This is a genomic window from Crocosphaera sp. Alani8 (genome assembly GCF_038442745.1).
Taxonomy (GTDB): Bacteria; Cyanobacteriota; Cyanobacteriia; order Cyanobacteriales; family Microcystaceae; genus Crocosphaera.
Map to the genome: position 1 here is coordinate 22175 of NZ_JARVCN010000486.1, position 24080 is coordinate 46254.

The following is a 24080-nucleotide window of genomic DNA, read 5'->3' on the forward strand; positions in this document are numbered from 1 at the left end:
CTCAAAAGTAAAATATTTTTGTGCTAACTTTTCGTTATGATGTTAAGCTCTTATTAAAAATTAACACTCACCGTAACCTACAGACCATAATAGTTACGACTTCACATTAAACAGAAAAACCTTGAAGTTAAGATTAATTAAGTTAAGATTAATAAAGGGGGATTGGAAACAGTCCCAGTCAGTAGCCTGTGCAATTTTTGCACATTTCCCCAAAAATCATTATCACAGCTAATGTTCCTAGCCGAATCGACCGTTGTTAGCCTGTTACAACAGAGAGCAAGCAACCAACCGCAACAACCAAACTATACCTTTCTAGCCAACGGAGAGACAGAGGAAATTGTCCTCAACTATCAGACCTTGGCCGATAGAGCAAAAGCGATCGCAGCCCAGTTACAAGCAAATAAAATGGAGGGAGAGCGAGCCTTACTACTCTATTCCCCTGGAATCGACTTCATAGCCGCTTTTTTCGGTTGCTTGTACGCAGGGGTTGTTGCGGTTCCTGTGTATCCCCCTCAAGGCAAACAACCCTTATCTCGATTAGAAGCCATCGCCACAGACGCTCAGGGAAAAATCATACTGACAACTAAAGACTTCTTGTCAGATATCCAACAACACTTCAAGGACAAAGCAGAATTTACCTATGCAACCACCGATACTTTAGACGAAAACTTAGCTCAGCAGTGGGAAGAACCCAAAATTAACAGCGATACCATCGCCTTTCTTCAATATACCTCGGGTTCAACAGGGAATCCCAAAGGAGTGATGGTAAGTCACAGAAACCTCCTCAAAAACTCCGCTAATATTTATCAAGGATTCAACCACAATAGGGACAGTCGAGGAGTTATCTGGCTACCCCCTTATCACGACATGGGATTAATTGGGGGTATCATACAGCCTCTGTATGGAGGATTCCCCGTAACGTTGATGTCCCCTAACAGTTTTATCAGAAAGCCTATTCGTTGGTTACAGGCCATTTCCCGCTATGGAGCCACAACAAGTGGCGGTCCCAATTTTGCCTATAAACGCTGCCTAGAAACCATTACCCCACAACAAAAAGCTAAATTAGACCTAAGTAGTTGGCAAGTTGCATTTACTGGGGCGGAGGCCATTTCTGCTCAAACCCTAGAACAATTTGCCGAAGCCTTTGCTGAGTGTGGTTTTCGCCGAGAAGCTTTTTATCCCTGTTATGGTTTGGCTGAGTCCACATTATTTGTAACAGGGAAGACCACGAAATCAGATTTTAAAGAGCCTAACATTTGTCAGATTGATAGCAAAAAACTAGAGCAAAATCGAGGCATAATAGGCAACGAAAAAACCGACCAAACCCAAAAAATAGTTAGTTGTGGTCAGTCCGTTGTAGACGAAAAAGTTATCATTGTTAATCCTGAAACTTTTACCCCCTGTTCCCCAGAAACTGTGGGAGAAATTTGGATTTCTGGTGCTAGTGTTGCCCAGGGTTATTGGGGACAAGAAGAAGCGACAGAGGCTGCATTTTGTGCTTATTTAGCCGATACAAAAGAAGGCCCATTTTTGCGAACCGGGGATCTCGGTTTCCTACACCAAGGGGAATTATTAATCACAGGAAGACTAAAAGATCTGATTATCATTCGTGGTCGGAATTATTATCCCCAAGATATCGAACTTACTGTAGAAAACGTTCATCAATCTTTGCGTCAAAGTGGTTGTGTAGCGACGAGTATAACCGATGAAGAAGGGGAAAAACTGCTGATTATTGCAGAGATAAGACGGAAATTTATAGACAAAATCAACATAGAAGAAATTTTTAGTAAAATACGCTTTGCCATTTCCCAAAAACACGGCATACAGGCAGACGAGATCGTTTTAGTTAAACAAGGTAGTATCCCCAAAACATCGAGCGGTAAAATTCAGCGTCATGCTTGTAAACAAGAATATTTAGCCAACAATCTCCCCGTAATCGAGCATTTAGAACTCGTTGAATCATCTTCTTCCGCTTCTAGTGAACTAATTCAATGGTTACGAGACTATGCCCAAGAAAACATCAACTCCCGTTTAATAGACGAACGTCGCTGCATACCGCCCCATATAGTCCTAGATTTTGGCAATAGAGGGTTGTTAGGGATGCAAGTTCCCCCCGAATACGGAGGCTTGGGTTTGAATAATCAAGAAACCCTGAAGATATTGGAACAACTAGGAGCCATTGACACCACATTATCCTTGTTCGTCGGCTTAAACAATATTTTAGGGATTCGTCCCCTGCTAAAATTTGGTAACCAATCCCTAAAAGAAGAACTATTACCCAACTTAGCCACAGGAAGAGAACTAGCAGCCTTTGCCCTCACCGAACCCAGTGCCGGTTCTAACCCTCAAGCACTCACCTCCTCTGCCGTTTTCCAATCTCAAGACAAATGGTTGCTAAACGGAACCAAAATATGGAGTGGTTCCGCCGCCTGGGCAGGGATAATCAACGTTTTCGTACAACAGAAAGATGCACAAGGGAATTTTCAAGGAATAAGCAGTTTTGTGGTCAGAAGAGGAACCCCTGGACTCAAACAAGGACCCGAAGCATTAACAATGGGAATGCGAGGCATGGTGCAAAACACCGTTTACTTTAATAATGTTCCTGTGGATGCCTCCCAGCAACTGGGAAATGCCGGGGAAGGGATGAAAGTAGCCCAAGATGCCATGATGTACGGCCGGTTAGCCATCGCCGCAGCTAGTGTGGGAGGGATGAAACGTTGCGCCCAATTATGGCACCGTTATAGTTCCCGTCGTCAAATTTCCACAGGCCGTTTATTAGAGAATCCTCTAGTTTTGGCTCGTTTGAACGGATTAACCGCATCCATTACCACCATAGAAACCCTAGTAAACAGCATCGCCCAATGGCTAGATCAAGGGCAAGAAATTCCCCTTGAAGCCTATGCTGTGTGTAAGATGGCCGCCCCCGAATTTTACTGGCAAGCGGCGGACAACTTAGTACAGTTTTTGGGAGGTCGAGGGTACATAGAAACCAATATTGCCCCGCAAATCCTCAGAGATGCCAGAATTTTGAGGATTTTTGAAGGACCAACGGAAACCTTAACGTCATTTCTGGGATCGAGGGTTATTTATCAACCAGAAACCCTCAAAGAATTCTTGTGTGATGCCCTAAGTGCGCCAGAAATCTACGAACAATTGCAACATACTGTAGAACAGGCTCAGTATTATAGAAAATCACCCTTTACCGAGGGTACGAAAACCAAGCATTGGACAGCCATGTTGTGTGGAGAAGTGGCCATGTGGGGAGTTTTATTGGCAGTGTTGAAAGCAAAAGCCATGTCAGTCACATCAGAACCATTAGAAAGAGCGATCGCCTGGACTAAAGAGCATTTTCAGCAAAAAATAGCCCAAAGTTTCAGCCAAACCCCCGACGAACTGGTGATTAGCACTGCTCATAAAACAACGGAATTAATCGCTGATTATGAAAATGCCATTGGTAACCTGGAGCAAACCCTCCCAGGGGAAGACAGAGAATTAGATGAGCTTTTGCGACAAGGAAGCAAGGAACAGATAGATAACGGAGAAAACAGGGAGAATAGTATCTTAGACTTCGCCAGAGAACAGCAATTAGATCATAACTGGGAAACCAGGAGAAATATTGAAGACTGGTTAAGAGAGTGGTTAGGGAAAAAATTAAACCTATCCCCCCAAAATATCGACCCAAAACAAGCATTTGCTGACTACGGAATTGACTCGGTGATGGCTGTAGAATTAGCTCAAGATGTACAAGAATGGCTCGGTTATAGCCAAGAATTAGAAGCTAGTATCGCTTGGAATTTCCCTAATATCAAATCTTTAGCTCAGTATTTGGCAACCATTCAATCCGTCGATGAAACAGTTGATCTAGAATCCAGCAATCACTACAGCAACGGACAATCAAACGACACACCCGAAATGATTTCAGACATTAGTAACTACTCAGAAGACGAACTTCAAACCGCCATTAGCCAAGAAATGGCAGAATTAGAGAGTCTATTGAAGGGACGTTATCAAGAATGAATCAGCCGCTTTCCGACTCCCAGAGAGTGCTTCTTGCCCTCAAACAAGCCCGTTTACAACTAGAAACCCTAGAACGCCAAAAAAACGAACCAATAGCAATTATTGGCATGGACTGTCGTTTCCCAGGAAACGCCAACAGTCCCTCAGCGTACTGGGAACTATTGCGTAACGGCGTGGATGGGATAACCCATATTCCTAGCGATCGCTGGGACGTAGAAACCTACTACGATCCAGATCCCGAAGTTCCTGGGAAGATGTACACCCGTTACGGTGGGTTTATCGAGGAAGTTGACCAATTCGATCCCCAATTTTTCGGCATTTCTCCCCGTGAAGCCCTTAGTCTTGACCCTCAACAGCGACTACTCCTAGAAGTAAGTTATACCGCATTAGAAAGAGCAGGACAACCCTTAGACCATCTAGAAGGGAGCAAAACCGGGGTATTCATGGGGATTTGTTTCGATGACTATTCCCGGTTTACCCTTAACTCCGGCGATCCTACTTTGATCGATGCTTACAGTAGTCTAGGCAATACTCGCAGTATTGCAGTAGGGCGCATCGCCTATGTTTTGGGGCTACAAGGACCGGTTATCCAGTTAGATACCACTTGCTCTTCCTCCCTGTTAGCGGTTCATTTAGCCTGTCAAAGCTTGCGCACAGGAGAATCTAATTTAGCCTTAGCTGGAGGGGTTAACTTGATGCTTTCCCCCGAAGTTACCATCGGGTTTTCCAAGCTAAAAGCCCTCTCTCCCGACGGACGTTGCAAAACCTTCGATGAAAAGGCTGACGGTTACGGAAGAGGAGAAGGTTGCGGTATTGTGGTGTTGAAGCGGTTATCTGATGCCATCGCCGATGGTGATAAAATTTTAGGCACGGTTTTAGGTTCAGCAGTCAATCACGACGGTCAAAGTAATGGTATCACAGCCCCCAACGGTTCCGCACAGGAAACGGTTATCCGTCAAGCATTAGAAAACGCCAAAGTTGACCCCAGTGAGATTCAATATGTAGAAACCCACGGTACAGGAACTTCTTTGGGTGATCCTATCGAAGTATTAGCCTTGAGTAAGGTATTAGGGAGAGAAAGGGGAGAAAATAACCTAATTCATATCGGTTCGGTAAAAACAAATTTTGGTCATTTGGAATCTGCAGCCGGGGTAGCCGGTTTAATCAAAGTTATTCTATCTCTACAACATCAAGAAATTCCCCCTCATCTAAATTTTGAAACTCCAAATCCTTATATTCCTTGGCAAAAATTACCCGTAAAAGTTCCTACTACTCTGACTGCTTGGGAAGCAAGAAACGGTCGTCGTTTAGCCGGGGTAAGTTCCTTTGGAATGAGTGGAACTAATGCCCATATTATTGTAGGAGAAAGTCCAAAAATTGATGCTAAAAATGAACTACCAAAAGTTGAGCGTCCCCTAAATATATTAACCCTATCAGGGAAAACAGAAACAGCTTTACAAGCACAAATAGAACAATACAAAACCTATTTAAATAATCATAAAAATATTTCCTTTGCTGACATTTGTTACAGCGCAAATAAAGGCCGCTCACCTTTTGATTATCGTTACAGTATTATAGCAAGTTCCACAACAGAAGCATTAGAAAAACTCAACCAAGATAACAACAATTTTAGTCAGATAATCTCACCAGATACCATTGCCTTTTTATTTACAGGACAAGGTTCCCAATATGTAGGAATGGGACAACAACTATATGAAACACAACCAACCTTTAAAGCAACAGTAGATTACTGCTGTGATATTATTCAATCTGAACTAGGATGGGATATTAGAAATATTATATTTAACGAAGAAATAAGCAGAGAAAATAAATATAATCTAGACTCAACAATCAACACTCAACCAGCATTATTTATTATCGAATACGCCTTAGCCAAACTCTGGTTATCTTGGGGTATTCAACCCAACATAATGATAGGTCATAGTATAGGGGAATATGTAGCAGCAACCTTAGCAGGAGTATTTAGTTTAGAAGACGGTTTAAAATTAATTGTAGCCAGAGGGAAATTAATGCAAAAACTCCCCGAAAATGGCTCAATGGTAGTAGTATTTGCCACAGTAGAAAGCGTAGAAAAAGCCATAGAAAACGACAATAATCAAGTTGCGATCGCAGCTATTAATCATCAAAAAAATATTGTAATTTCTGGGGAGAAAGAAGCAATAGAAAAAATTGTTACAAAAATGGAATCAGAGGGAATTAAAACCCAACAATTACCAGTATCTCATGCCTTCCATTCTCCCATGATGGAACCCATGTTAAAAGAGTTTGAAACCGTAGCCAAACAAATAAAATATTTATCACCAAAAATAAAAATAGTATCCACAGTAACAGGAAAAATAATCAAGAGTGAAATAGCGACTGCTGAATATTGGTGTCGTCAGATTAGAGAAACAGTAAAATTTAAGCAAGGGATGGAATGTTTAGCAGAGCAAAATATTAAAATATTTCTAGAAATAGGAGCAAAACCAACCTTATTAAACATAGGACAAACAGTTATTGAAAATAGAAACAAAGCAGAGAATATTTCTTGGTTAGCAAGTTTACACCCGAAGCAAGAAAATTGGCAAACAATGTTATTGACATTAGGTAAATTATATGCAGGAGGGCAGGGAATTAACTGGGAAGAATTTGATAAAGATTATTCCAGAAATTATCTCGATAATTTACCAACTTATCCTTTTCAAAAACAACGTTTTTGGTTAGAAAAGCAAGCAGCAAATAAAAGTATTATTGCCAGAGGCAAACAGCATAGTTTATTAGGACAAAAAATAAACTTGGCTGGTTCAAAAAATATCTATTTTGAAAATGAGATTAGTGAAAATACACCCAGTTTTCTTAGAGATCACAGAGTATTTGATACTGCTATATTACCATTAGCCGGATTTTTAGAAATAGCTTTAACAGCAGGAATAAAAATCAACAATTCACTGGAATGTTATTTAGACAATGTAGTTATTCAGCAAGGTTTAGTTTTACCATCCGATACTATCAAAACAATTCAGGTTCATATTATTCCCGAAATAAATAATAACTATCGCTTTGAAATTTACAGTTTAAACAATCAACAAGATCAAGATAATGATTGGGTATTACATACAAGTGGGAAATTGAAACACAGTTCCACAACAAGATCAAATATTGATTTGGAAGAAGAAAAAGAACAATTTGCTCAAGGGGTACAGATAGAGAATTATTACCAGAAATGTCAAGAAAGAGGTATTAGTTACGGTAAACGCTTCCAAGGAATTAAAAACATATATAAATTAGATAAAAAAGCACTAGCTTACATAGAATTACCCCCTGAAATAATTAACAGTTCTGCTTATAATATCCATCCCATATTACTAGATAACTGTTTACAAGTTGCTGGTGTTGTTTTGATAGAAGAGAACGAGAACTCATTAGATACTTATTTACCTGTTGCTTTGGATAGTTTTGTAGCTTATCCTAAAATTCAAGAAATTAATGATTCAAAAGTCTATACCTATGTAGAAATAGATACAGATAAAAATGTAATTGACTTAAAACTATTTAGGGAAAATGGACAAGCGATCGCAGATATCAAAGGACTAAAATTAAGAAAAGCAAGTCCAGAAACACTCCTAGGTAAACAAGAAAGTGATCCTTTAGATAACTGTTTCTATGGAGTTGAATGGGAAAAACAACCCCTCACATCTAAGATTCTAATAACCCCGAAAAATGTAGAAAGTCGATTATCTGAACAGTTACAACAATTGAAGCGACAAAAAGATGTAGTCCAGTATCAAGAACTTTTATCCCATTTAGAAAACATTAGCTTTGACTATGTATTAGAAGCATTTAAAAAATTGGGAATTGAATTTACAAAAGATACCCATTTTACTACCACTCAGTTGCAGAAAAGATTAGGAATTTTACCAACTTATAACAGGTTATGCGATCGCTTACTAAATATACTCGCAGAAGAAAATATTTTGAGAAAAATAGGGGAAGAATGGGCAGTTATTGAGGAGTTTGAGGGAAACAAAAACAGGGAAAATGAAACAAAAATATCAAACAATAATTCTGCCGAACTCGCTTCATTGCAACGTTGCGGTTCCCAACTGGCAGCAGTATTACAGGGAGACTGCGATCCCGTGCAGCTATTATTCCCTGATGGAGACTTAACCCTGACAACACAACTGTATCAGGAATCTACAGGGGCAGAAATGATGAATAACCTGGTAAAACAGGTAATATTAACTTCATTAGACAATAAATTACCTAAAAGTCCCTTAAAAATCCTAGAAATTGGTGCAGGAACAGGAGGAACTACAGCTTATATACTTCCTGAACTCGATCAATTGTCAAGCGAATATGTTTTTACAGATATTTCCCCATTATTCACCGAAAAAGCCCGTCAACAATTCTCTGATTATCCATTTGTAGAGTATCGTGTCTTAGATATCGAAAAAGACCCAAAAACTCAGAGCTTTCCCCTACAAAACTACGACATTATTCTTGCTGCCAACGTAGTACACGCTACCAAAGACTTGCAACAAACCCTTACCCATATCAGACAGTTACTAACCCCTCAAGGAATGCTAGTCTTATTAGAAGGTACTCGTCCTCTGCGTTGGCTTGACCTTATTTTTGGCTTAACAGAAGGTTGGTGGAGGTTCACAGACACTGACTTAAGACCCAACTATCCCTTAATATCACCTTATCAGTGGCAACAACTTTTAGAAAAAAATGGTTTTGTTGAGTCTGCTGTTTTGTCTCCTGACTCCGATGCTAATAGTTTACTTTCCCAACAAGGGGTTATCGTTGCCAGAAACGGAGAAAATATAGAGACTGAGGCAAAAAATTGGTTGATTTTAGGAGATCGCCAGGGTATAACCAGCCATTTAGTGCAAACATTGGAAGAAAAAGGAGAAAACTGTATTGTTGCTTACGCAGATAGTAAGTATCAACAAATAGGAGAGAAAGACCATCATATTAATCCCAAAAACAAACAAGATATATCGAGATTACTAGAAAAAGAGCAATTTGATCAGATTATCTACCTTTGGGGCATAGATGATCCATCAGGAGAGCATTTAACCCGAGAAAACTTAGAAAATGCCTCAGAAAATCACTGCCGTAGTATTTTGCATCTTATCCAGCATTCTTACAGTCACCCTCCCCGTTTCTGGTTAGTGACACAAGGAGTCATGACAACAGATAATAGCGATCGTGTTTTAGGGATCACTCAATCATCCTTGTGGGGACTGGGAAAAGCCATCGCCTTAGAACATCCTGAGTTTAACTGTGTCTGCGTTGATTTAGAGGTTAATGAATCAGTAAAACAACAGGTTAAAGTTTTATTAGAAGAAATTAGGTCAAATTCTCGAGAAAATCAAATTGCATTTCGTCAAAATACCCGTCATGTGGCCAGGTTAGTTCCTCAACAACTTTCTCTAGCAACAACAGAACCCCTCGCGTTAACCATTTCTCAACGGGGAACCCTAGACAACTTGCAATGGCAACCCTTCACCCGTCGTTCCCCCAACCCAGGAGAAGTAGAGATACGCCTTAAAACAACAGGTTTGAACTTTAGGGACGTACTTAACGCCTTAGACTTATATCCAGGGGAACCCGGTCCCGTGGGGTGTGAATGTGTGGGAGAAGTGATCAACAAAGGGATAAACGTTCAGCATTTGAACATCGGTGAAGAAGTTATGGCCATCGCTTCTGGTAGTTTCAGGGAGTATGTCAGCGTTGATGCGGCGATGGTGAGTGGTAAACCAAAGACTTTAACCACAGAACAAGCAACCACTGTTCCCGTTACCTTCCTCACCGCATACTACACCTTACATCATCTGGCCAAGATTAAAAAAGGCGATCGCATATTGATTCACGCCGGTGCAGGAGGTGTGGGACAAGCAGCCATTCAAATAGCCCAAAAAGTCGGGGCCGAAGTATTTGCGACGGCCAGTGAGGGTAAATGGGATACCCTGAAACAGTTAGGGGTACCCCATATTATGAACTCCCGTAGCTTAGACTTTGCAGAAGAAATTTCAGAGATCACAGCAGGAGAAGGGGTCGATATTGTGCTTAATTCTCTTTCAGGGGGATTTATTGCCAAAAGTTTCGCTATTTTGAAAGATAACGGGCGTTTTATTGAAATTGGGAAGAGTTTGAAGTTAGAAGGCAGGAGGCAGGAGTCAGGAGTTAGGAGGCAGGAGTCAGGAGTCAGGAGTCAGGAGTCAGGAGTCAGGAGGCAGGAGTCAGGAGTCAGGAGGCAGGAGGCAGGAGTCAGGAGGCAGGAGTCAGGAGTCAGGAGGCAGGAGTCAGGAGTCAGGAGGCAGGAGTCAGGAGGCAGGAGTCAGGAGTCAGGAGGCAGGAGTCAGGAGTCAGGAGGCAAGAGTCAGGAGGGAGAAGGGTTAGACATTCATTCCCAACTAAAACCCGATGCAGCTTATTTTCAAGTGGATATGTTCCAAGTGTGTCGAGAAGAACCGGAGTTAGTTCAGTCGATGCTATCCCATTTGAGGGAACAGTTGGAGATAGGTGAGTTAAAACCCCTTTCTTATCGAGTTTTTCCCCGAGAAGAAGCTATTTCCGCCTTCCGTTATATGCGGCAAGGGAAACATACAGGGAAAGTTATTATTTCTTATTCCGATAGGGAAAAGAATCAATCTTCATTAAAATTTGATCAAGATGCAACCTATCTCATTACCGGAGGTTTAGGGGGTTTAGGACTATTAGTTGCTCACTGGATGCTAGAAAAAGGAGCCAAAAATTTAGTATTGATGGCACGAAATAAACCAAACTCGCAACAGGAACAGCAAATACAAGCATTAGAAGCTCTAGGAGGCAACATTACCGTCGCTCAAGGAGATGTATCCCACAAAGAGCAAGTAGAAACCGTTGTACAAAGCATCGAAACAACATTCCCTGCTCCCCTAAAAGGTATCATCCACGCAGCCGGGGTATTAGACGACGGAGTGCTGAAACAACTCACCTGGGAACGTTTTAATAAGGTAATGTCTCCCAAAGTTCAAGGTGCCTGGAACCTTCACACCCTAACCCTGGATAAACCTCTAGACTTCTTTATTCTCTTCTCGTCTGGTGCTTCGTTGTTGGGTTCTCCAGGACAAGCTAACCACGTCACCGCTAATACCTTCCTCGATACCTTAGCCCATTATCGGCGATCGCAGGGACTCCCGGCATTGAGCATTAACTGGGGTGTCTGGTCCGATATTGGCGCAGCCGCTAAACGTCAAGTCAAACGTCAAGGAGTTGGGGCGATCGCACCCGATGAAGGAATTGCTATTTTAGAGCAGTTAATGAAAGACTCGTCGACACAAATAGGGGTTGTACCCATTAAATGGTCTGAGTTTTTACCAGTAGATCAAAATATTCCCTTTTTTAGTAACTTCAAACAGAAAAAAGCCACCTTAACCCACAGTGAAAACAATTTTCTGCAACAGTTGCAAGAGATACCCAGAGAGGAAAAAGAGGATTATTTGGGGGATCATATTCGTTCTGAACTAGCGCAAGTTCTCGGTTTCAACCCATCAGACATCAATATGGAAATAGGCTTTTTTGATCTAGGAATGGACTCGTTAACTGCAATGGAGTTCAAAAACCGTTTACAAAACACCTTTGGTTGTACTTTCCCTTCAACCCTTGCCTTTGACTATCCTACAGGAGACGCTTTAGTGACTTACATAGCTAGAGAAGTTTTGAAACTAACAGAAGAAACCCCCGAACCAATAGAAGACGATAACACAGAGAATTTATCTCAAGACGATCTCGCTGACTTATTAGCTCAAGAACTCTTAGAAATACAAGGAGGTGACGAATAATGGCAGAAAATAGAGATTACGCATCTTTAATGCAAGATGCGTTAAAAGAACTGCGTCAAATGCGGGTGAAACTGAAAGCATTAGAACAGGCCAAAAGCGAACCCTTAGCTATTATTGGCATGGGTTGTCGGTTTCCGGGGGCCAATAACCCGACTCAGTTTTGGCAGTTGTTACAACAGGGAAAAGATGCCATTACCTCTGTTCCTTCGGACCGCTGGAATATAGATGAATACTACGATCCTGACCCCAAAACCCAGGGAAAAATCTGCACCCGTTATGGGGGGTTTATTGGACAGTTACAAGAGTTTGACCCGCAGTTTTTTGGCATTTCTCCCCGTGAAGCGATCAGTATCGATCCCCAACAACGTTTACTATTAGAAGTTAGTTGGGAAGCGTTAGAGAATGCCGGTATTGTCCCTAAAAACTTGGCAGGGACTCAAACAGGGGTATTTATCGGCATAAGTAGTAATGACTATTCGCAACAGTTATTAACCCGTGACGTGGACGATATCGATGCTTATTTAGCGACTGGAAACTCCCATAGTGTGGCTGCGGGAAGACTTTCTTTTCTGTTGGGGTTAACCGGTCCCAGTTTAGCTGTAGATACGGCCTGTTCGTCTTCCTTAGTAGCAGTTCATGTGGCCTGTCAAAGCTTACGGAACCGAGAATGCCAAACAGCTATTGTAGGAGGGGTTAATCGCTTGATTTCCCCAGAGTTTAGCATTAATTTCTCACAAGCACAAATGTTAGCCCCAGATGGTCGCTGTAAGACCTTCGATCGCAATGCAGATGGTTTTGTGAGATCCGAAGGTTGTGGAGTAGTTGTCTTAAAACGCCTAGAACAAGCTTTATCCGATGGAGACAACATTTTAGCCCTCATTCGGGGTTCCGCAGTCAACCAAGATGGACGTAGTAGCGGTTTAACGGTTCCTAACGGTCCCTCCCAACAAACAGTGATCCGTCAAGCATTAGAAAACGCCAAGGTTGACCCCTCTGAGATAAGTTATATTGAAGCTCACGGAACCGGAACATCCCTCGGTGATCCCATTGAAATAGGGGCGTTAGGGGCTATTTTTAGTCAAACCCACTCTACACAGCAACCCTTAATAGTGGGTTCGGTGAAAACCAATATTGGTCATTTAGAAGCCGCTGCCGGCATCGCAGGGGTAATTAAGCTTGTGCTATCTTTACAACATCAAGAAATACCACCACACCTGCATTTTGAAAGTCCTAGTCCTTACATGAACTGGGATCAGTTACCTATCAATATCCCTACTCAAAGAACTCCCTGGAAAAACGGAGAAAACCCCAGGTTAGCAGGGTTAAGTTCTTTCGGTTTTAGTGGCACAAATGCTCACGTTATTTTAGGGGAAGCTTTACCCAGAGTTATTAACATACCCGAAAAAGATCGCCCTCTTCATCTATTAACCCTATCAGGGAAAACAGAAACAGCTTTACAAGCACAAATAGAACAATACAAAACCTATTTAAATAATCATAAAAATATTTCCTTTGCTGACATTTGTTACAGCGCAAATAAAGGCCGCTCACCTTTTGATTATCGTTACAGTATTATAGCAAGTTCCACAACAGAAGCATTAGAAAAACTCAACCAAGATAACAACAATTTTAGTCAGATAATCTCACCAGATACCATTGCCTTTTTATTCACAGGACAAGGTTCCCAATATATAGGAATGGGACAACAACTATATGAAACCCAACCAACCTTTAAAGTAACAGTAGATTACTGCTGTAATATTATTCAATCTGAACTAGGATGGGATATTAGAAATATTATATTTAGCGAAGAAATAAGCAGAGAAAATAAATATAATCTAGACTCAACAATTAACACCCAACCAGCATTATTTATTATCGAATACGCCCTGGCAAAACTCTGGTTATCTTGGGGTATTCAACCCAACATAATGATAGGTCATAGTATCGGGGAATATGTAGCAGCAACCATAGCAGGAGTATTTAGTTTAGAAGACGGTTTAAAATTAATTGCCGCCAGAGGGAAATTGATGCAAAAACTTCCCGAAAATGGCTCAATGGTAGCAGTATTTGCCACAGTAGAAACTATAGAAAAAGCCATAGGAAACGATAATAATCAAGTTGTGATCGCAGCTATTAATCATCAAAAAAATGTTGTAATTTCTGGGGAGAAAGAAGCAATACAAAAAATTGTTATAAAAATGGAATCAGAGGGAATTAAAACCCAAACCTTACAAGTATCTCATGCCTTCCATTCTCCCATGATGGAACCCATGTTAAAAGAATTTGAAACCGTAGCCAAACAAATAAAATATTTATCACCCAAAATAAAAATAGTTTCCACAGTAACAGGAAAAATAATCAAGAGTGAAATAGCGACTGCTGAATATTGGTGTCGTCAGATTAGAGAAACAGTAAAATTTAAGCAAGGGATGGAATGTTTAGCAGAGCAAAATATTAAAATATTTCTAGAAATAGGAGCAAAACCAACCTTATTAAACATAGGACAAACAGTTATTGAAAATAGAAATAAAGCGGAGGGTATTTCTTGGTTAGCAAGTTTACATCCAAAACAAGAAAATTGGCAAACAATCCTATTGACATTGGGAGAATTATATGCAAGAGGACAGGGAATTAACTGGGAAGAATTTGATAAAGATTATTCCAGAACTTATCTGGATAATTTACCAACTTATCCTTTTCAAAGGGAAAAATATTGGTTCACAACATCAGCAACAAAAAAGAAAATAAACCAAGTCAAGGAACATCCTCTACTAGGAGATCGATTAATTTTAGCTAAATCTGACACTATTTTATTTGAAAGCGAAATTAGTCAGAACGATCCCAAATTTTTGCAAGATCATCGTGTTTTTAAAAAAGTAATTCTTCCAGGTGCTGGCTTTTTAGAAATGGCTTTGAGCGCAGGAATTAAAATAATGAATAGTCAATCTATTGTTTTAGAAAATGTTACTATTCAAAAACCCTTAATATTAGCAGATGAAAGGGAAATAAAAACGCAAACCTTTTTAACGCCAAAAGAAAATAATAGTAAGTACGATTTTGAAATATTTAGTCAAGAAGAATCTGACTGGATACTTCATGCAAAAGGAAAAATTATATTAGATACAGATAGCCCTAATAAAATTGACTTAAACGAGATAAAAAAAGAATGTGATCGCCCTGTTGACACTACAAACTATTATCAACAATTATCTGAAAGAGGAGTTAATCTTGATACTAATTTTCAAGCAATTAATAAGTTGTGGAAAAATGCACAAGAAGAAGCATTAGCAGAGATTTCTTTACCAGAAAACATAACATATAAAACCAACCCTTACAGTATCCATCCAGTATTACTAGACGCTTGTTTTCAGGCGATCGGAATTACTTTATTAGAAGAAGATCAAAACATAACTTATCTTCCCATTGGATTAGATTATTTTACCCTTCATCAAAACACTTTTGATACTCATATTTGGAGTCATGTTAAACTACGATCTCGTAAGTCTTCTTTGCAACATACTTTAATTGCAGACATAGAAATTATAGACCATCAAGAAAACATTATTGCTACAGTAAAAGGGATACAACTTAGTCCAGTTAGTCCCGAAACCTTATTTGCTAGTTCACAGAGTGCTTACAGCGACTGGTTTTACGAGATTGAATGGAGAGAAAAACTAACCCTAACTCCATCTTGTGAACATTTCCCAACTCCCCAAAAAATAAGCGATCGCCTGATTCCTCGTTTCACAGAATTAATAAATCGTCCTGAAATCATCCAATATCAAGAATTATTGCCTAAATTAGACGATTTAAGCCTTATATACATTGTTAAAGCATTTCAGGAAATGGGATGGCAGTTTACAGAGAATCAACGCTTATCGAAACAATCGTTAACTATTGCCAAGAAATATCATAGATTAACTAATTATCTCCTAAAAAAACTTACAGAAGTAGGAATTTTAAACAAAATAGATGAGCAATGGCAGGTAATGAAAACGCTTCAACCTGAAACCATTGAAAACCAAAAGCAACGTTTATTAACTGAATATCCCTTCGCAGAAACAGAATTAAGTTTACTCCATCGCTGCGCTTCTCAACTAGCACAAGTGTTACAAGGAAACTGCGATCCCATGCAGCTACTCTTTCCCCAAGGAGACTTAACCACTGCTACCCAATTGTATCAAGATTCTCCAGGGGCTAAAATGATGAATACCCTGGTAGAAGAAGTCCTCAAAGTTACCTTAGAAGCATTACCTCAAGGCAGAAAAGTCCGTATATTAGAGATTGGCGCAGGAACCGGGGGAACAACAGCTTATTTATTACCCCATCTGGATGCAACGCAAACAGAATATTGTTTTAGTGATATTTCCCCTCTTTTTACCGAAAAGGCAAAACAAAAATTTGCTGACTATCCCTTTATTAGCTACCAAACCTTAGATATTGAACAAAATCCACAAAAACAAGGATTTTCGTCCGATTATTACGATATCATTATTGCAGCCAACGTTTTACACGCCACAGAAAACCTAGAACAAACCATTAACCATGTTCATCAGTTATTAAGTCCCAAAGGGATCTTACTGTTGCTTGAAAGTACAAGTCCCCTGTTGTGGTTAGATTTGATTTTTGGGTTAACAGAGGGATGGTGGAAGTTTAAAGACGAGACAAGGGTTGATTATCCTTTAATATCTGCCCAAAAATGGCAAGAATTGTTAATTAAAACAGAATTTGAGCATACAGCAATCCTAAAACCCGGACAGAAACAAGCTGAAACAGTTTCACAACAAGGAATTATCTTGGGACAGAAAAAAGCCTCTGCTCCCAAAAATTGGTTAGTATTCGGAGAAAAAGATAGTTTTACAGACAAATTAGTTAACCATTTACAAGAAAAAAGAGAATTAGCTACATATAGCCAAGAAATAGATAATTTAGAGCAGTTTCAACATATTATTTATTTAGGTAATGTAGACAGTTCCGAACCCTCTAACTTAACTACCCAAGACTTAGAAACAGCATCTAAAATGGCTTGTAGTCAGGTTTTGAATCTTGTTCAAACCCTTGCTAACTCATCCACACCAGCATCCCTCTCTATCATAACCAGGGGTGCAGTATGCACAGAAACAGAGAAAACCTTACCAGGGTTAAGAGAAGCATCATTATGGGGACTAGCAAAAGTTATCAATTTAGAGCATCCACAATTAAACTCTAGATGTATCGATATAGATACCCAAATTAACCCAGAAAAACAAATTGAAGCCCTATTAAGAGTTATTGAATCAACAGATAAAGAACCTCAAGTTGCTCTACGGGATAATAAACCTCGGGTGTCAAGATTGGTGCGTCATCCCAAAATCAAGCAAGATAATCTAAAAATACCTGAAAATCAACCATTTAAACTCGACGTATCTCAAAAAGGGACATTAAGTAACCTAAAACTTGTTTCCACGTCACGCCGCTCCCCCGAAAAAGGTGAAGTAGAAATAAAAATAGAAGCCACCGGACTCAACTTTATCGACGTTTTAGACGGGTTAGGATTATTACCTTTTGAGAGAGGATGGTTTGGAGTTGAATGTGTGGGAGAAGTGGTTACTGTTGGAGAAGGAGTCAAAGAACTAAAAAAAGGCGATCGCGTTCTAGCCTTAGCACCTGGTAGTTTTAGTCAGTATGTCACCATAACTGCCCAGTTAGTTACCCATTGCCCCAAAAACTTAACTACTGAAGAAGCAGCTACCATTCCTGCCAACTTTTTAACCGCTTACTACGCCTTACATCGTATTGCAAAAATAAAAAAAGGCGATCGCATCCTCATCCATTCAGCCGCCGGGGGAACAGGTATGGCAGCCCTACAAATAGCTCAACAAAGGGGAGCAGAAGTGTTTGCCACCGCTAGTCCCAATAAATGGAGTTTTCTCGAGTCTTTGGGGGTTAAAAATGTGATGAACTCTCGAACATTAGACTTTGCAGAACAAATTTTGACTATTACCCAAGGAAAAGGGGTTGATATCGTATTTAACTCCCTCTCAGGAGATTTCATTGAAAAAAGCTTCTCCGTATTAAGTGATGCAGGGCGTTTTATAGAAATAGGGAAACGAGACATCTGGACAACCCAACAAGTTGAGAAAGTTAAACCCAATGCATCTTACTTTCCCATCGACTTGCTTACTATTGCGCAACAGCAACCCCAACTTATTCAGTCAATGCTTGTGGAGTTAAAACAACAGTTTGAGGAAGGTTATTTAAAACCCTTACCTCGTAACGTTTTCCCCATCCAGCAAACCATTGAAGCGTTCCGTTATATGCAAAAAGGAAAGCATATCGGCAAAATAGTTGTTTCTTATTCTGATAGGGAAGGGAATAGGGATAACAATCAATCTTCGTTAAAATTTGATCAAGATGCAACCTATCTCATCACCGGAGGGTTAGGGGGTTTAGGACTATTAGTTGCCCGTTGGATGGTAGAAAAAGGAGCGAAAAATTTAGTCTTGATGGCACGAAATGAACCAAACTCGCAACAAAAACAACAAATACAAACTGTAGAAACTCTAGGAGCTAATATTACCGTTGCTCAAGGAGATGTATCCAACAAAGAACAACTAACAACCGTTCTACAAAACATTGAAACCACCTCCCCTGCTCCCCTAAAAGGTATTATCCACGCAGCCGGTGTATTAGACGACGGGGTACTTCTGCAAATGAACTGGGAACGGTTTAATAAAGTTCTGGCTCCCAAAGTTCAAGGAGGTTGGAACCTTCATACCTTAACCCAAGATAAACCCCTAGACTTCTTTATTCTCTTCTCATCTGCCGCTTCCTTATTGGGTTCTCCAGGACAAGCAAACCACGTCGCAGCTAATACCTTCCTCGATACCTTAGCCCATTATCGGCGATCGCAGGGACTCCCGGCATTGAGCATTAACTGGGGCGTGTGGTCCGATATTGGAGCAGCTGCTAAACGACAGGTAGACACACAGATGAAGAGTAGAGGCGTTGGAGCGATCGCTCCCCAACAAGGGTTAGACATTCTAGAACAACTATTTACACAAGAATCTACTCAAGTGGGGGTTGTTCCCATCCAATGGTCACAGTTTCTTGCTTCTGGGGCAACTTCCCCCTACTTTGAAGACTTCGCCCAAACTAGAGAAACTAAACCAAAAGAAACAGCAGAGTTACGACAACAGTTAGCAGACATTTTGCCACAAAATCGTCTTTCCTTCCTCATCAACCATCTACAAATAGAAGTCGCTCCCATTCTTGGACTGAAAACCAAACCCAACCCCCAACAAGGCTTTTTCGACCTAGGAATGGACTCCTTAATGGCAGTAGAAATGAAAAACCGTTTAGAAACAGGTTTAGGTGTAACCCTTCCTTCAACGGTCATTTTTGAATATCCAACCATTAAAGCCTTAGCTGAGTATTTAGTTGAGGAAATTTTTCAATCTGAGTTAGAAGGGACGGCAAAATCAGTGCTTCGCGAGGAACAGGAAACCCCCGTTTCTCAAGCCATAGAGGAAGATATAACCGCCTCTGAAAGCTTAGAGGAAGACAGTGCCATTGCTCAAGAATTAAACGAACTAGAAAATTTATTAAAAAACAGAAAAAATGACTGACACATCAACCTCACAACGTATCCTAGCAGCCCTCAAAGAAGCCCGCAACGAACTCGAAGCAGTGGAACTCGCCCAAAACGAACCCATTGCCATCGTCGGTATGGCCGGACGGTTTCCAGGGGCTAAAAACTTGGATGAATTTTGGGAAAATCTCTCTAATGGGATTAATTCTATCGAATTTCTCTCTCAGGATGAACTATTAGCTAACGGAGTTGATCCTGAAACCGTTAACGATCCTAACTATGTCAACGCCTATTCCAGTTTTGACGGGATAGATACCTTCGATGCCGCCTTTTTTGGCTATTCTCCCAGAGAAGCAGAAGTCATTGACCCCCAACACCGTGTCTTCCTGGAATGTGCCTGGGAAGCCCTAGAAAATGGAGGTTATGACCCCGAACGTTATGGGGGTGCTATCGGAGTGTTTGGGGGTGCAGCACTCAATAGCTATCTGGTGAACTTGTATGGTAACACTCACCTAAGACAGTCCCTAGATAAAACCCAAGTGGTGATCAGCAATGTTATGGGGTTAATGCCGACAAGAGTATCCTATAAACTGAACCTAAAAGGGCCCAGTTGTGGAGTACAAACCGGCTGCTCTACTTCCCTAGTTTCCGTTCATTTGGCTTGTCAAAGTTTGCGCAACCAAGAATGCGACATGGCGTTGGCAGGGGGCGTTACCATTGGAACATTGGGAAAATCAGGCTATCTTTACCAAGAAGATGGTATTGCTTCCCCAGACGGCTTCTGTCGTGCTTTTGATGCCCAAGGCCAAGGCACTGTCTTTGGTAATGGGGTGGGTATTGTGGTTTTAAAGAGGTTATCCGTTGCCCTAGAAGCCGGCGATCATATTCATGCAGTAATTAAAGGTTCTGCCATCAATAACGACGGTTCCCAAAAAGTGGGACTAACCGCCCCCAGCGTGACAGGACAAGCAGAAGTTATCGAAAAAGCCCTGAAAAAAGCAAGAATTGAACCAAAAACAATCAATTACATCGAAACTCACGGTACAGGCACTCCTTTGGGTGATCCCATCGAAATGTCTGCTTTAAATAAGGTATTTCGCTCCAGTAACCAACAAGGAAAGTCCTGTGCCATTGCATCTGTGAAAACTAATATCGGTCATTTAGATGCAGCCGCAGGTATTGCAGGGCTGATTAAAACCGTTTTAGCCCTAAAAAATCAAAAAATGCCCCCCAGTCTCAATTTTAGGCAACCCAACACCCAAATTGACTGGGATAACAGCCCTTTTTATGTTAATAGTCAACTCCAAGAATGGCAACGAAATGGGACTCCCCGTCGTGCTGGTGTTAGTTCCTTTGGTATGGGTGGAACTAATGCTCATGTTGTTTTAGAAGAGGCAGAAGGCAGGAGGCAGGAGGCAGGAGGCAGGAGTCAGAAGGTAGAAGGCAGGAGTCATTTATTATTGTTGTCAGCTAAAACATCAACTGCTTTAGAAACAATAACTAAAAATTTAGCAGATTATTTAAAACAGTATCCAGATATTGACTTAGGTGATGTAGCTTATACTTTGCAAGTAGGAAGAAGAGATTTTGATTATCGTGGTTTCATTGTTTGTCAGGATCACGAAGATGCAATAAAACAGCTAGAATCTTCTTATTTAACTGATTCTTCCCAAAGTTCTACCAATGATCGGGTAACTTTTCTATTTTCAGGACAAGGCAGCCAATATCTAGGAATGGGGAAGAAACTATATGAAACTGAAACAGTTTTTAAACAAGAAGTAGATCGTTGCTGTGACTTGCTTCAAGGATATTTAGAATATGACTTACGAGAGATTATTTTTGAAACAAAACCTTCTGCCTTCTCACTACAATCTACAATATATGCTCAACCTGCTCTATTCGTCATTGAATATGCTTTAACTCAACTTTGGATCTCCTGGGGAGTCCAACCCAATGCTATGCTAGGCCATAGTCTTGGGGAATATGTGGCTGCAACCATAGCAGGTGTATTTTCTTTGCAAGATGCTCTCTATCTGGTGAAAATGCGATCGCAACTGATGCAGGAATGTCCCTCCGGAGCAATGCTTTCTGTTTTTTTATCAGAGGAAAAGTTAACAGGTTTCTTAGCAGAAGATTTAGTTGTTTCAGCTATCAATGCACCAAACTTATGTGTCGTTTCAGGGAAAATAGAAGCGATCGCAACCTTAGAAAACCTTTTAACTGATAAGAATATTCCTTGTCGTCGTCTCCATACTTCCCACGCTTTCCATTCTCCTTCCATGCAGCCCATTACTGGCAAATTTAAGGATATAATTCAACAAATTTCTTTAAATTCTCCCAAATTACCTTTTATTTCTAACTTAACAGGCACTTGGATAACTCCAGGGGAAGCTACTGATCCTGACTATTGGACACAACATATTACTCAACCCGTCCGGTTTCACGATGGTGTCAAAAAACTCTTAGAAACAGGCGATCGCATTTTCTTGGAAATAGGACCAGGACGAACTTTAAGCAGTTTAACTAAACAAAATGGCGCAAATATTCCTGTTTTCACATCTTTACGGCATCCCCAAGAAACTATCTCGGATGACTCATTTATCTTGAATACAGTGGGTAAACTTTGGCAAAATGGAGTAGAAATCGATTGGGAAACCTTCAATCTCCATAAAAGTACCTCTCGCATCCCCCTACCTACTTATCCCTTTGAACGTCAGCGTTATTGGGTGGATCTGTCTCCATCAGAAACGGTTCCCCAAGTTGAGGAAACCTCTCTCACCAAAGATCCTGAGATGGCTAACTGGTTTTATGTTCCTGCTTGGAAACGGATAGCATTACCAAAAAATAGTAAAACAGAGCCTCAAAATTGGTTGATTCTAACGAATGAAAATGAATTTTATACTACTTTGATTAGTAATCTTCAAAAATATCAACAGAATATAACTACAGTGATTATAGGTGAAGAATTTATCAAAATTGATGAAAATAAATACATTATTAATCCTAAGAATGTTGAAGATTACCAGCAATTATGGGATAGTTTGTCTCAAAAACCTCAAAGAATACTTAATTTGTGGCCCATAAAAGCAGTAGAAACCTTTGAAGAATGTCAAGATTTAGGTTTTTATAGCTTGCTGTATCTTTGCCAAACCATAGGACAACAGCAAGAAAAAATAAAAATAACTGCGATCGCTGAAGGTTTACAAGATGTAATTGGGACAGAGACCTTAAATCCTGCTAAAACAACTATTTTAGGGGTGTGTAAAGTCATTTCCCAAGAGTTTCCCCTTATTGATTGCCAAACCATCGATATAACTGCTCATAACATATCCATAAATCCCCTAGTAAACGAACTATTAACCCCCACCGATGATACAATAGTTGCTTATCGCGGTCCCCATCGTTGGGTGCAAACCTTTGAAACCTTACCCCTTACAGAAGTAGAAAAAGAGACTATACCCTTGAAAGAACAAGGAGTTTATCTCATTGCCGGAGATTTTGTAGAAGGGTTAGGACTAGTGTATGCTCAATGGTTAAGACAAACCGTCAACGCTAAACTGGTACTTATCGGACCCAAACACTTACCTCCCCGAGAAGAATGGGATACGTGGTTAGTTACCCATAGTCCCCAAGAAGAAGTAAGTCGCTGTGTACGTCAACTACAAGCATTAGGAACAGGTGGCACAGAATTCCTCTTTTTTAACACCGATTTAAGCGATAAACAAGAAATAGCAACAATTATTGCCCAAGCAATCGAAAAATTTGGTAAAATAGATGGTGTTATCCATGCAGGAACTATGGGCGATCGCTCCAGTTGTCCCCTTCCCAGTCTTACTCCAGAAGAATGCGATCGCCAGTGGAAAACTAAGGTAAAAGGGTTACTGATACTAGAAGAAGTATTACAAGGACAACCCTTAGATTTTTACCTGTTACAATCTTCCTTATCCTCGGTTGTTGGTGGTTTAGGGTTTGCTGCCTACGCTGCTGCTAATATATTTATAGATGCCTTAGCCACCCAACGCAACCAAGCAGGTTCTATTCCTTGGTATAGTCTCAACTGGGATGCTTGTCAGTTAGACGAGGATACATCCTCAGAAAAAACGGGGTTAGCGTTATTGGACTTAGCTATGACACCCCGAGAAGTTTGGGATGTTTCAGAACGAGTATTGGCCTCTGCTTCCCATCCTCAGATTATCGTCTCCCCTGGTGACTTATCAACCCGTATGAACAAGGAGATGGTATCCCCAACAGTTGAAGACACAGAAGCCCTTTCTAGTTACCATAGACCAGCGTTAAACACTCCTTACGAAGCCCCCCGTAACCCCATAGAAAAACAGGTTGCAGAGGCATTACAGGAGTTATTAGGCATGGAAAAAGTCGGCATTCACGATAACTTTTTTGAGTTGGGGGGACACTCTCTACTAGCTATTCAAGCGGTTTCTCGACTAAGAGAGGAGTTTCAAGTTGAGTTACCCATGAGGAAGTTTCTTTTTGAGTCTCCCACTGTTGCCGGTATTGCTAAACTGATCGAGGAAAATCAACCCAGTGAGGACGAGCAACAGGAAATCGCTGATTTATTGGCACAAGTAGAGAATATGTCCGATGAAGAGTTAGGAATTTAGAATTCTTTTCTTTTTCGTTCTACAAATTGGCAAATT

General features: G+C 40.6%; 4 protein-coding genes. All 4 read left to right on the forward strand.

The window, feature by feature from the left end; genetic code table 11:
• Positions 1-231: 231 nt before the first annotated feature.
• From P9B04_RS24020 to P9B04_RS24035, 4 genes are read left to right on the forward strand one after another with little or no spacing between them, the layout of a single operon-like run.
• Complete coding sequence (locus tag P9B04_RS24020; RefSeq protein ID WP_342057475.1) at positions 232-4017, forward strand: AMP-binding protein; 3786 nt, start codon at positions 232-234, stop codon at positions 4015-4017.
• A complete protein-coding gene (locus P9B04_RS24025; RefSeq protein ID WP_342057476.1) occupies positions 4014-11849 on the forward strand; it encodes an SDR family NAD(P)-dependent oxidoreductase in 7836 nt (2611 codons plus the stop codon). The genes P9B04_RS24020 and P9B04_RS24025 overlap by 4 nt, the downstream gene beginning before the upstream one ends.
• The gene (locus P9B04_RS24030; RefSeq protein ID WP_342057477.1) at positions 11849-19459 is read left to right on the forward strand and encodes an SDR family NAD(P)-dependent oxidoreductase; all 7611 of its coding nucleotides are present in this window, start codon (positions 11849-11851) and stop codon (positions 19457-19459) included. Before P9B04_RS24025 ends, P9B04_RS24030 begins: the two co-directional genes overlap by 1 nt.
• Positions 19452-24044, forward strand: coding sequence for a type I polyketide synthase (locus P9B04_RS24035; RefSeq protein WP_342057478.1), 4593 nt, complete (start codon positions 19452-19454; stop codon positions 24042-24044). Before P9B04_RS24030 ends, P9B04_RS24035 begins: the two co-directional genes overlap by 8 nt.
• The last annotated feature ends 36 nt before the right edge of the window (positions 24045-24080 follow it).